Below are 12,552 nucleotides of genomic sequence, written 5' to 3' on the forward strand. Positions count from 1 at the left end.
TTCCCGGTCGCGCCGGTATCGCACGGGAACGGGCCGCGCGGGCAGGGGCGGGGCATGACTCGCACCGCCATTCTGTTCGCCCCGATGCTGTTCCTCGCCGCCTGTAGCGGAGGCGGTGGCGGCAGCGAAGGCGGAGGTGTCGTGACTCCGTCGCCCACGCCGACGCCCACCGCCACCTCGCAAGTGACGATCGCCGTCACCCCCGCCACGGCCCAGCTCACGGCCAATGCCAGCCAGCAATTCGCCTGCGCGGTGACGGGCGACATCGATACGCGCTGCAGCTGGAGCGTGCAGGAAGCGGCCGGCGGCACGGTATCGATCGCCGGACTCTATGTCGCGCCGGCGACCGCCGGGACCTATCATGTGGTCGCCAAGAGCCTTGCGGATCCGACCAGGACCGCCAGCGCCACCGTGACGGTCACTGCGGCCACCGCCGCCAAGCCCTGGGTCACCGGCTATTATCTCGGCTATTTCTGGGACATCATGTACCCGCCCGAGAAGGTCGACATGGCCGCGCTCACCCATTTCGTGTTCGGCCGGGTGGCGCCGGGCGGCGGCACGCTCAACGGCACTCCCGGCGCGGTGATGCAAGGTGCCGGCACCGCGCACGAGGCGAAGCTGTCGCCCGACGGGGTGCGCAGCGTCGAGGACTATCTGGTCAAGCGCACGCACGACGCGAATCGCAAGGCGCTGCTGATGCTGGGCGGGGCGGCGGACGGCGACGGCTTCCTGCGCTCGACCACCGACGCGGTCCGCCCGGCCTTCGTCAGGAACATCGTCGATTACATGGTCGCGCACGACTATGACGGGCTCGACCTCGACTGGGAGGACAAGTTCGAGGGCAGCGACACGATCACGCCCAAGGTGAGCGGCGACGAAGCCAAGCGCCGGCTGTTCGCGCTGATCGCCGACCTGCGCACCGAGTTCGCCAAGCGCCCGCGCTACCAGGCGGCGGGCAAGGCGGCGCTGCTCACGCTGCCCGGCTATACCGTGTCGATCAACGATCTCGAGCCCGGCGGCAAGGTGCCGCAATGGCAGGCCGACCTCGCCAACGCCGTCGATCAGTACAACATGATGAGCTATGGAATCGGCACGACGTGGAGCGGCAATGGCTGGCTCTCCTGGTTCAGCAGCCCGATCTTCGGCGCGACCGGCAAGACGCCGCGCGACCTGGCCTCCAGCGTCGATGCCTATGTGAAGACCGGCGTGCCGCGCAGCAAGCTGGGCATCGGCATCGGCTTCTACGGCATCTATTTCGGCCCCGGCGTCACCGGCCCGCGCCAAGATACCGAGGCCAACCGCATCTTCGAAGTCGACGACGTGGCGCTGCGCTATTCCGAGCTGGTCCGCATGGGATATCTGACCAACGGCGCCTATCAGTGGGACGATATCGCCAAGGTCGGCTACCGCAGCTATGCCGGCGGCGGCTACACGCCCGCGGGATCGGGCCGCAACAAGGCGGGCTTCCTCTCCTATGAGGACGAGGCCTCGATCGCGGCGAAGGCGGCCTGGGTGCGCGAGGCGGGGCTAGGCGGCACGATCCTGTGGGCGATCAATTACGATTACCTGCCGAACGGGACGAGCCCGCTGCTGAGCGCCGTCAAGACGGAGTTCAAGCCGACCGCGCCCTGACCGGCCTTTGATCCATAACGGCGGCACTTCCCCGCCGCTTCGGATAAATCCCGCTATCCTGCCTCGCGCTGAGGGGGAGGCGGGGCTTGGTCGCGAGCGTTTCGACGGTTGCCTATCTGGGGCTGGAGGCGCGCGCGGTAGAGGTGCAGTGCAACCTCGTCGCCGGGCTGCCCAAGTTCGTCCTCGTGGGCCTGCCCGACAAGGCCGTGGCGGAGAGCCGCGAGCGGGTGCGTGCCGCGATGGCGGCGATCGGCCTGGCGCTGCCGCCCAAGCACATCATCCTCAACTTGTCGCCCGCCGACCTGCCCAAGGAGGGATCGCATTTCGACCTCGCGGTCGCGCTGGCGCTGCTCGGCGCAATGGGCGTGGTCGATGCCGAGACGCTGGCCGGCTATGTCGTGGTCGGCGAACTGGGGTTGGACGGGCGGATCGCGCCGAGCCCGGGCGTGCTGCTTGCCGCGCTCCACGCCGCCGAGATGGGCAAGGGGCTGGTCTGCCCCGCCGCGCAGGGCCCGGAGGCGGCCTGGGCGGGGCAGGTGGAAGTCGTCGCCGCGCCCGACCTGATCGCGCTGCTCAATCACTTCAAGGGCAACCAGCTGCTCCCGGCACCGGCGCAGGGCGAAGTCGACGCGCCGGTGGGCGGCCCCGACCTCGCCCAGGTCAAGGGGCAGGAGACGGCGCGGCGCGCGCTCGAGATCGCGGCGGCCGGCGGGCATAACCTCTTGATGTGCGGATCTTCAAGACCCCATCTCGGCGAGAGGCGGACGCGCTCGCGGCTCTCGCCACGGGCCGTGTCGAACGACCCCACGACGACGAATTTCGAACATATAGCAAGCGAAAAATCGACGGCGGGAAGAATCCGGAGGCGTCGAATGCGACGGTCGCAGCGCTCGCCGTGGTGAGAGTGAACGTGCGAACCTGTGCCCTGCCCCTACTCTCGGCCACCGCGTTCGCCTTTGCCCATCCCGCTGAGAGCCTCCGCGCCAATGAGAGCCGCGTAAACTGCGCTCACCATCGTCGAATCCATGGTGGTGCCGGTTAGCATGGCGAGCATGCTCGCTACCCCCACCGTCATAGCGGGAGCGATGGCGAAGATTTTTGCCCCCCGCTTTCCGGCATCAACGAGTTTGCCCCTGTGACGGTCGATGGCGGCAAAAATCCCCACGAGAGGTTTTTGCTGTTCAATTGCGGCGATTAGCTCGCCGACAGCGCGATGCAGTTTTCGGAGGCTTTCGAGCGCTTCCGCCGTTTCGGGATCGTTGAGACGCTCGTTCTCGATCTGCGCGATTAAGGCCGCAAGTTCCTCGCGCACGAGCGGAGCAATGACTTTGACGGCTGCAACGCGGGACTGAATCGACGGCCTTCCGGTCCAGCCTGCTGGGTCGACCAGCGGCGGTGCGCCCTCTAAGCGCCGAATGATGTCGAGATATGCCTTCTTTACGCCATCGCTGACCGGCTCGAAGCTTTCTATGCGAGATGGGTGATTACGATATTCGAGAAACTTCTGAAGCACCTCGGCGCGGGCACCATCGTTGAACGCAGTCAAAAGACCACGCAATCGATTAGCCTTCGAGGTTCCGAGTTCGGTGTAGAGAGGTGCGGTTACGTCGATGGCCCAGTGCCTTCGGACGAAATCGTTGAAAGCCCTATCATTGAAATCGAGAACGTAACCCTGTCCCATTTGGAGCATGAGTTCGATTGTCGCCATCTCATTTGCGTCGAGGACAAGCTCCTTCGCTGCGTCCAGTAACTCGCATGCCATTGCCGTGTTTTTGCCTCCCGCCGAGATCGTAGCAGGATAACTCGTTTCAGCCACATCGGTAGGAACAAGATTTGTCCCGCTACTGGTGAAGGAGTAAAAGAACGGTCCCGGTCGGCGGTGTCAGCAATGCCCGCAGCGTCGTGAGAAGCGTTCTTGGAGGACCGGGACGCTCGTCGCAATCATCGAGAACTAGACCGCTTTCCGCGATTGCTGATGGCCTTGGACATATCGGTGCCAGCGCCTGCCCGCTTATAGAATTTGATTCCCTCTTCGAGTGCTCGGCTTTCCTCTTCCCATGTTCCGGGAGGTGCCAGAGCGTCTAAGCTGAAATTGTTCGCAGTGAGCGCCGCCACCATTCCGGGATACCGGCGTGCGTGGAAATCCCAGGTCGTTAGCGCCTTGGCTCGAACCGAAGGATCAGGGTGCGTTCTCATCAGCTTGTGGACATCCGACAGGTAGCGGACGCCTTCGGGAAGGAGCGGGGAACTGTCCGACACGATTGACGATGAGAAGGGGTAGTGGTCGCCGGTCGCTAGGTGGAGATATTCCAGAGGTCTGCTCAGATATACGAAGGAGTATTCGTCGTTGAACGGTTCAAACCGGAAGTAGCGGTTGTAAGGCAGGCACGACGAGTGCAGCGCGAGACCCATCATCGGTAGGCGCTTCTCCGCCAGATAGGCGGTGATCAGCGCCATCCCATAAAAGCACTCGACGTTCTCAAGCTGATAGTGGTGGAAATCGCCCGCCACGAGGACGGCTCGAAACCAGATGTCCTGCCCGACCAGCTTGGAATAGAGGTCTTCTGCGAACTCGGTGAGATACCAGACGAACCAGTTCCTCTCCTCGTCCGTTCTCGCCTCCCTCGGGTTGTAGACGAGCACCGTGTCGGAAAACACGATGGTGCGGAATGCCTCATCCTTGTGCGCATTCAGCTTATTGAGGATGGCATAGGTCCGCGCGACCTTGCGAGGATCGCGCCGCGTCATCTCCGAAAATCCGAGGATGTCGATGTAAAGTAGAAACCGCACGGGTGCTTCGTCTGTCATATCCCCTCCGCCCATTCTGTGAGCTTGTGATAATGACGACGGGTCAGATGGAATAGGTGAAAGGGAACATCTGCGTCTCGCCCTCGGAAGGTGACACCGACCAGTTTCCTGAACAAGACCCAGCAAGACGGTGGTCGCTTGGCCCAGATCGACGACGAACGAGATGGTCTCAGACTAATTCGACGAACAATCCGGAGGTAAGTTGTTGAGGTGAAGTCACTTTGCGGCCGTTGAGCTTTGTCCACAGGTAGCAAGGGTTGACCCACCCCCCGATTCGTGCTCCCACACCCGAAGGGATCACACCTTTCCTACCACGCATGATTTTGAATTTTTCTGCGTGGAGGAATCCGTGTTGCGACGACAGCCGAACGGCGAAACCGATCAGATCAAAGCGTTCTTGAGGGCTGGCCATCCGTGGCTTGCGTTCGCGGTCAAGCTCGTGCCCACCGTGAAATGGGCGCTGATGACTGCGGCGGCCTTTGGTATGCTTGCGATGTTCCCCGAGAGCGCGAAGCCCATCATGACGCTCGTCAGCCTGATCCGTCACTGATAGCTTCGGCTTTGGGTTTGGAGGTAAAGCGATATGCTGGGGTTGCTTTTGGCGCTGGCGGCACAGACGCAATCGCAGGAGATTGTCAGCCTATCGACACTGACTGGCGGGATGTTCGCCGCTCAGTGCGCCAAGAGCCAAGGCCTCCAAACCGATATGTGCGTGAGCTACATTCTAGGCGTAGCCGACACGTTGCAGCTTGAGGGGAAAACCTGTCGCCCTCAGTCAGATGCCGCGACGTTACAGACCATCACCATTGTCCGGCGCTTCATCAATGATCATCCCGAGAATTGGGACTGGCACCCTGTTTTCCTCGTGAGAGCCCCGCTGCTCAAGGTGTTCCCCTGCCGTCGTCAGGGAGCCAGAAACTAGAAGCGGATCGGCTCGCAGGCGACGCCATCGCCGTCGCCGTCTAGTTCGCTTCGATAGCCCGGCGATCCCGCATTGATCGGCGCGACGCCAGCGGCACGAGCCGCATTGCAGTTGCGAAAGTATCGCGATTGCTCGGTAGTGCGGATGCGGTCACTCATCTCGGTCGATCCCGTCAACCAGGTCTGAAGGCTCGGCGCGGCAGTATAAACTACGAGCCCGGTGAACAAGGCCAGCGCGCCCACCTGCGCGCCAAATGGCGTTTTCTGCGCGCGGCGGCGACGATGGCGGAATCGTGTTAGCACCATCGCAGCATGGCTGCTGATCCGTTCGAATCTTCCTAATGCGGACTAATGCGGAAGAACGGGCGTAGCGAGTGAGATGTTGGAGCGCCCGTACCTGTTGATGTGCAGGTCTTCAAAACCCGCTCTTCGCCGCCGCAGACGTCTCTTTTCTCGCCAGCCCCAATGTGGGCCATTCTGGCCGCAGAAGTGCTTGAGTTACCTCGGGACAGAGATAGTCTGAGGCGGGGGAAAGATGCTCACGAAGGTTGATAGGCTCGCCAATATTGGGCGGTTTCAGGTGCTTCAACATCGCGCAGAGGCGTTCAAGCGCCTCGCGTTGATCTTCGCACGAAACGGCTTCGGAAAGAGTACGATTTGCGCCGTGCTGCGATCCGCTGCGAGCCAGGATTCCCGGCTAGTCGCGGAGCGGCAGCACCTTGGCCCGCCGGGGACGCCGTCGGCCACCTTGCAGTTTGATCCCGAGGGAACGGTCGCGTTTAACAACGGTGCCTGGAATCGAACACCTCCGCCGATCCTGCTATTCGATCAGGACTACGTGAAGGCTAACATCCATGTTGGCGAGGAAGTCACGCGGGATAACAAGCGCCAGCTTTTGCAGGTGATCATCGGCGCGACCGGCGTCTCTTTGGCTGTGCAACTTGCCGAGCTTGAGCACGAGAATAGGCGAGTAAACACCGCCATTCAGGAAGTGGAACGTTCAATTCGCAGGGTCGTCCCGGCGGTGGAGGATGTGGCGGGGTTCGTTGCAGCGGCGGTCCCTGAGGCCTTGGACGACAAGATTGCCGCCGCCGCCCGTATCGTGAAGCAGGCGGAAAGACTGAGTGAGATAGTCCGGAGACCGGCGCTATTAGAGTTATCCGTGGGCACTGATCCGGGTGCCTACCTCGGCCTGCTCGGGGAAGGGTTAGGCGGTCGTCTCAACGAAGCGAGCGAGGCCGTATCAGAGCATCTCGAGAAGCATGAACTGGGCGACAACGGGCGCCGGTGGTTGAGCTACGGCGTCGATCATGCTCACGGCGCCGATTGTCCGTTTTGCGATCAAGACCTCGGTTCGTCACCGTCCGTGGAGTCCATTAGGCTTCTCTTCGGAGACGAATACAAAGCTCTCGCGGCTCGCCTAGACCTTGCAGACAAACTTGTGGCTGCCGCGTCCGAGGGGCAGACGGCGCTGACGTCGGTCTTGGCCCAGAACGAAGCGAACTTCGAATTTTGGGCCCACGTAGTTGAAATCAGATCACTGCCGAGTTTCACCGAGGAGGATTGGCGGGCGGCCCTAGATGGGCTGTCATGGATGACGGCAGCCTTGAAGGTGAAGGCAGCTAATCCTGGAGCGGTAGTCGAGGTGCCCGTGGAGCGAGCCCTTGGTTGGCGCAGGCTGGTTGAGATGCTCGACAATTACAATGAGGCTGTAGCGGAGGCCAGCGGAGCCATTGCGGCGCTGAAGCAGGAAAACGCCGGTCCACCGCCCATCGACGTCGAGCGTTCCCGAGCCACCCTTACTAAGTTTCAGGCGATTAAGCTCCGAGAAACGGGTGGGGACCTTCAGGGCCTCTGTGCCGAGTGGTCAGTGCAGCAGGCGAGGCGCACCCAAATTGCAGCCGAGCGTACCGCAAAGCAGGCTGCGCTTCGTCAGCACACCGAATCCACGGCTGCGGCTTATGAGAGCGGCATCAACGCACTCCTTGAGGCCTTTGGGGCAAACTTCCGATTTTGCCAAGCGAAGGCCAATTATGTTGGCGGTGCCAACGTCCAATACTGCATCGACATCAACGGCCACGCGCTCTCGGTCGGGGAATCGGGAGACGGGACGAAGCCCAGCTTTCGCACGGTCTTGAGTTCCGGCGACAAGATGAGCTTGGCGCTCGCGCTCTTCATCACACAGGTGAAACAGCGAACTGACCTCGCAGACCTGATCCTGGTGTTCGATGACCCATTTAACAGCCAGGACGCTGGACGACAGTTCGAGACGTCTGCGCGCATCAGAGAGCTGGCATCTCTAGCCAAGCAGGCTGTCGTTCTGTCCCACGACGCGCGGTTCTTGCACCTGATACAGAAGGACGCTGCGCCGCTGGAGTGCAGCGAGCATCAGATCGGCATGGAGGCAGATTGGCGCGGGAAAGTGTGCGCTTGGTCCTCTGAAGTCGAATTGCGCAGTAACTACGCCCGGCGCGCTGAGTGTATCCGGGGGTACGCAGGCACGGGACAGCACTTAGCTGGTTGCACCGCAACGCAGTTGGCTGCCGACGTTCGAGTGTTCGTTGAAGAATACCTAGACCTTCGCTTTCCAGGCAGGTTCGCGCCTCGCACTTTGCTGGGGGCAATGATTGACGAAATCGATGCTAGTCCCGACGACCCCTTATACCCCGAGCGTGTCGCGCTACGCGAAATCAACGAGTTCTCTCGACCCGAACATCATCGCGGCACATCCGGGCCAGACCCGACCCAACTTCGAGCGCAGTGCAGGAAGGTCGTTCGGATAATTGGGGCGTATTGACCCGGCCCAAGTCCGACACAAGCCCTGCTTGTTCTGTTTATGTTCGTGCGCTACGCTTTGACCCATCAACTGTTAGCAAAGCAGCAATTCGGGAGGCCCCGTGGCCGACACTCTCTTCTTCAAGTACGATTTGTCAGCGGTAATCGGCAATCAGCGCAAACGGTTGATTGATGAGCTGGACAGGATGTCCGATCAGCAGCTTTTGAACACCACAGCATCTGATTTGGAGAAGTACGCAGTTGAGAAATACTGCATCGAGCTTCCCCATCTTGGTGAGCCGACGGTCGACCAACGGCGGACAAAAATGAGTGTGGGCCGGTACGGAGAAGACTGGGGCTACGGCGGGCGCGGGGAAGGGGTCTCGGTCGATGCTGAAGAGTACACCCTCGAAGTGCCCTACACGGGTGACGAAACTCTCTTTTGGTGCCGAGGGAACACGTGGAGTTCCGCGCCGCCTCAGGGGAAGGTAACTCCACGGATAGTCTCAACTTCTGTGACACTGCGTGAACCGAACGCCGACAAGCTCAATCAAGATTTTGAGCGATTTCTGAAGGACTTGGACCAATGGCTGGGATACTTGAAGCCTACCGTTGATGAATGGAACAGGAGTATTCCGGCGGTCGTAGACTCGCACGTGGGTCAGAGGAGGGCACGGGCTGAAAAAGCCAGCGCTGCCGCTGCGGGCCTGAAATTCACGCTGAAGGGACGCTCGGATGCCGCCGCCACCTATAGCGCGCCTGTCAGCCCTAAGAGGATCGCGCCTGTTCTGCCGGTAGCGGCGAAGGGCGTCACGCCCGAGCCTGTGCTGAGTGAAGAAGCGTACCGTGAGATTTTGGATACACTCCAGCAGATGTCGGAGGTGATGGAGCGGAGCCCCCACGCTTTCGCCACGATGGACGAAGAGACCTTGCGATTTCAGTTCTTGGTGCCGCTGAACGCCAAGTTTGAGGGGGAAGCCCGAGGAGAAGCGTTCAATTACGGGGGCAAGACCGATATTCTCATCACCCATAAGGGACGGAACATCTTCATAGCGGAACTGAAAATATGGTCGGGCGCTAAGGCGCTGTCTGCCGCCATAGATCAGCTTCTAGGCTATCTTAGTTGGCGCGATACCAAAGCCGCTTTGATTGTGTTCAACCGTAATAAGAACTTCACCGCGGTTCTCGATCAGATCGACCAGACCGTGCGGGCTCATTCCGCTTTTGTGTCGGCAAGCGCGAAGCGGGGCGCTAGCGAGTTTCGCTACACAATGCGAAGGCCTGATGACACGGCGCGGCAGCTTACCATGACAGTTTTGGCGTTCGATTTGCCAAGTGCGGATCTCGCCTAGTTGGCGTAAAAAGCGGGAGCGAAACGGGGGCAAATTCGTCATGACCGGCCCGCGCCCGCACCGCGAAGAGAGGACGGGCGAGTGTCCCTACCAGTGACTGTCGATCTTCTGGCAATGGCCCGCGACTTGGAATCTCGAGGAGGGAAGCGGGACCTGTTGGAGGCCCTTCGGGCAGCGTGGCGGGCTCAGTCTTGTGTCGCTGACTTAAGGCAGGCGCTAGAAGCAGTTGAAGTCCTCGATCAACTTCCTCCAGGCGCAATGGGAGCTGGCGGTTTAACGCAGGTAAAGAGCGCGCTCCTGACCCTAGGGATACTTCTCTATGCTCGGGCGACATCAACCGGCGGCTCGAGAACAGAGAGGGGCTCCATTCAGCTAGACCTGAAGAAGCTCACCCCCCAGCAGCGTGACGACCACAAGACGCTCATTCGCATCAGAAACGGAGCCATCGGTCACGTCGAAGCGGGCGCAACCATAGCGGGCGATCTCTGGCACGCTGACTACTTGTTCGCCAAGAGGCATCGAAGGGCACCTGGGGCATAGCAAGCGCCTCTACGAGCATTGGATTCAGTTTCGATATGCTCGCTGCGCTGAAACGCCAATTGCCGGTCGCGTTGGATTCACTCCGGGCTAAATGCCACCGACAACTGGACCACGTTCAGGCGGCGCTAAAAGTGGCCAAGATCAGTCACGCGTCGATGCTGCGGTTCTCAGTCGATCCCGTCGACTACTTCGGCTCGATCGAATCCGCTCGAATGATGCTGAGTGGCGACCCTGGCGACGAAATGTCGCGATGGGTGCCTCTCCTATAGCTCGCGTGGCCTAGAGAGTGGCGCAGAAGGAGCCCAGAGGTGCTGCGGGCCCCAGGGGACGTTTAGCCGTGCCCCTCACCCCCGCTTCAGCGAGGGTAGCCAAAGTCGCCCGCAGCGCCCAAGAGGTAACGCGAAGGGGCCGAGCCGGGAAGCCTCAAAGGAGACGCAAGGACGCTAATATGGCTCCGGATCGCGCTGCGCCGCCTCGCGCAAGTAGCGTTCCGGGTCGCTCACAAACCGCGCAGCGCCGGAATGTGTGATCGTTCGAACTACTGCCTCGCTGTAGGGACGAATTATGGCCCCGCTCCTATCCGCCAAGACGCAGTCGAAATCCCGAGCGAGCGCGCAAACGCCACTCACAAGCGCCAAGGAAAGATCGCGTACGTTTAGGCGAAATTGCACACTCTCAATCGCCGCCCCTGAGAACCAGACTTGCACGTCGTCGGTCTTCTCATCTCCCCAGATACGGAGGTCAGGAGCCCAAGACTGCTTCTCAGGGAGGAGCAAGCCGATACGCCGCAGAATCGCCGCTGTGATCGGGCCAGATAGGCGCAGTTCGATTGCATCGAGTTGATCGCGGCTCATGCGCGCCGCAACCGCGCCATTTATCGTAGCGGCTGAAGACGGGATGAGGTCGAAAACGAACTGCCAGACAGCCATCTGAGCGAACCTGCCCGAGCCTTAAGGGCCCGAGAGCAGCTGTAAGGCGGTGATCTGAACGGACAAAGAAAAAAGCAGGGCATCGGAGGCCCGAGCGCAAACTCATCAATCCCTGCGCCCGGTCTCCCGGCCTCTGGGCCTTAGGACTCCGTTGCAGGCTCCTGAGGGCCCTTTCGGGGTGGCAGGGCCCGGTACACGCTGGCGAGGCCGATCCCCAGCTTCTCGGCGATCTGTGGCGGCTTTAGCCCGTCATCCTGAAGGGCCCTGATGGCATCCTTGTCGATCTTCGGGGGGCGCCCTTGGTACCGCTCGGGATGCTCGGCGCGGGCCTTCGCGATCCCCTCTAGTTGACGGTCCCTGCGGATGTCCGCTTCGAACTCCGCGAAGCCCGCGAGGAATGTCAGGAGCAGCCGCCCCTCCGCTTTGGTGGTGTCGAGCGTCCCTTGCTGGAGGCAGCGGAAGCCGACCCCCTTCGCGTTCAGGTCTCCGACAATCTTGTGTAGGTCGATCACCGACCGAGCCAAACGGTCGAGGCGCGTCACCACCAACACGTCCCCCTCACGCGCAAAGTCGAGAGCCGTCTGCAGCTCGGGCCGATTGTCAGCCTTCCGCCCGCTCTTCTTCTCCGCAAATATCTTCTCACATCCAGCCTCTTGCAGCTGCTCCAGCTGAACTTCGAGGCTCTGGCCCGCCGAACTAACACGGGCATACCCTACTAGCATGATCTCTCCCCCTCGGTGGATCGCTTAGGCTGCGGAATTGGCGCTGTCAGCGGCGAGGCCAAGCCACGCCACCAGTTTCGCCTGCGTCGCCTTACCGGGGCCGACAGGGCCCTCTTGGGCGTCTCTGGCGACGTTGGAAGCGGGCTCCGTGCTGCCGAGAGTTCGCGCCTTCGTACTGGCGTCAGCTGCCGGATCGAGCAGACGGGCAACCCGATGTCGGGCTGCAGCTGCCCGCCCGAGCAGCAGAACGTCAATGCGGTCGTGAGCAGCGCGAGCCAAGGTTCCAATCTCCATTGTCATATTCTCCTTTGGGTTAAAGACACCAGCGAGAATACTTATCAAAATTCCTAAGTCAACCCTATTGAGAAAGCGTCGTGGAAAGACGGGGCCTGTCCGCCGCTTCGCCGAGAGGGTATACCCATTTGAGAAGGTAGCTGCGCACCTCTGCGCATCGCTTCAGCGTCTCGTTGCAATGTCAGCTCCCTCGCTCTCGCACTCCCCTGGCGGAGGAATACAGCTAAGTCACTGAAAATAAACATCCATTAGGCGGACAATCGGGTCAACGGAACTAATTGGTGCCGCCCGATTGCCACCGGCATTGAGCCATCGGCACGCGAGGCACGGCCTAGACCGTTCGCGAACGTCGGTAACCACCGAGGCGGAGGCGCGGCGGACTCCCCCTATGGGGGAGCCGCCAACTTGCGCTCTGCGTTATCCCGCTTCGGAATTTCGCAGCAAAACTAACGGCCCTGGAGGCGCGCGGACGTCGTCAGCCGACGCAAGATAGCCTCAGGGTTCCCCATGACCGCCTTGTGGGCAACCTGAGCGAACCGATGAAGCAACCTGGGGTCGTCAATGGAGCGAGCGACGGCG

Annotated in this window: 11 protein-coding genes and 1 pseudogene; 6 read left to right on the plus strand and 6 right to left on the minus strand. The window is 61.2% G+C overall.

Features of this window, described 5'->3' with window-relative positions; all coding sequences use genetic code 11:
* Positions 1 to 54 precede the first annotated feature (54 nt).
* Positions 55 to 1,632, plus strand: a complete 1,578-nt coding sequence (locus AC1RPL_RS13175) for a glycoside hydrolase family 18 protein (protein ID WP_493069744.1) — start codon at positions 55 to 57, stop codon at positions 1,630 to 1,632.
* Positions 1,633 to 1,718: 86 nt separating this feature from the next.
* Positions 1,719 to 2,366 (plus strand): annotated as a pseudogene (locus AC1RPL_RS13180) (magnesium chelatase domain-containing protein); the annotation flags it as partial.
* 197 nt (positions 2,367 to 2,563) lie between these two features.
* Here the strand turns inward: AC1RPL_RS13180 and AC1RPL_RS13185 are convergent.
* Positions 2,564 to 3,448, minus strand: a complete 885-nt coding sequence (locus tag AC1RPL_RS13185) for a hypothetical protein (RefSeq protein ID WP_493069745.1) — start codon at positions 3,446 to 3,448, stop codon at positions 2,564 to 2,566.
* Between the two features lie 125 nt (positions 3,449 to 3,573).
* Positions 3,574 to 4,440: a hypothetical protein gene (locus AC1RPL_RS13190; RefSeq protein WP_493069746.1), complete on the minus strand. Its 867-nt coding sequence runs from the start codon at positions 4,438 to 4,440 to the stop codon at positions 3,574 to 3,576.
* A gap of 349 nt (positions 4,441 to 4,789) precedes the next feature.
* Here AC1RPL_RS13190 and AC1RPL_RS13195 point away from each other — a divergent pair, with 349 nt between their 5' ends.
* Together AC1RPL_RS13195 and AC1RPL_RS13200 are read left to right on the plus strand one after the other, a co-directional pair.
* Entirely contained in the window at positions 4,790 to 4,990 is a 201-nt protein-coding gene (locus AC1RPL_RS13195; RefSeq protein ID WP_493069747.1) for a hypothetical protein, read from the plus strand.
* 33 nt (positions 4,991 to 5,023) lie between these two features.
* On the plus strand, positions 5,024 to 5,362 hold the full coding sequence (locus AC1RPL_RS13200; RefSeq protein ID WP_493069748.1) for a Rap1a/Tai family immunity protein: 339 nt from the start codon (positions 5,024 to 5,026) through the stop codon (positions 5,360 to 5,362).
* Here AC1RPL_RS13200 and AC1RPL_RS13205 read toward each other — a convergent pair.
* The gene (locus AC1RPL_RS13205; RefSeq protein WP_493069749.1) at positions 5,359 to 5,520 is read right to left on the minus strand and encodes an excalibur calcium-binding domain-containing protein; all 162 of its coding nucleotides are present in this window, start codon (positions 5,518 to 5,520) and stop codon (positions 5,359 to 5,361) included. The genes AC1RPL_RS13200 and AC1RPL_RS13205 overlap by 4 nt on opposite strands.
* A 376-nt stretch (positions 5,521 to 5,896) precedes the next feature.
* Here AC1RPL_RS13205 and AC1RPL_RS13210 point away from each other — a divergent pair, with 376 nt between their 5' ends.
* A complete protein-coding gene (locus tag AC1RPL_RS13210; RefSeq protein WP_493069750.1) occupies positions 5,897 to 8,158 on the plus strand; it encodes an AAA family ATPase in 2,262 nt (753 codons plus the stop codon).
* A gap of 100 nt (positions 8,159 to 8,258) precedes the next feature.
* Entirely contained in the window at positions 8,259 to 9,488 is a 1,230-nt protein-coding gene (locus AC1RPL_RS13215; RefSeq protein WP_493069751.1) for a hypothetical protein, read from the plus strand.
* A 372-nt stretch (positions 9,489 to 9,860) separates the two neighbouring features.
* Here the strand turns inward: AC1RPL_RS13215 and AC1RPL_RS13220 are convergent, their stop codons facing one another.
* The 3 genes from AC1RPL_RS13220 to AC1RPL_RS13230 form a co-directional block, all read right to left on the minus strand.
* Positions 9,861 to 10,007 (minus strand): hypothetical protein, encoded by a 147-nt coding sequence (locus tag AC1RPL_RS13220; RefSeq protein WP_493069752.1) that lies wholly within the window; start codon positions 10,005 to 10,007, stop codon positions 9,861 to 9,863.
* Positions 10,008 to 10,471: 464 nt separating this feature from the next.
* A complete protein-coding gene (locus tag AC1RPL_RS13225) occupies positions 10,472 to 10,957 on the minus strand; it encodes a hypothetical protein (RefSeq protein ID WP_493069753.1) in 486 nt (161 codons plus the stop codon).
* A 140-nt stretch (positions 10,958 to 11,097) separates the two neighbouring features.
* Complete coding sequence (locus AC1RPL_RS13230; protein WP_493069754.1) at positions 11,098 to 11,679, minus strand: recombinase family protein; 582 nt, start codon at positions 11,677 to 11,679, stop codon at positions 11,098 to 11,100.
* Positions 11,680 to 12,552: the final 873 nt, after the last annotated feature.

Source organism: Sphingomonas sp. GW821-FHT12D09 (assembly GCF_058807215.1).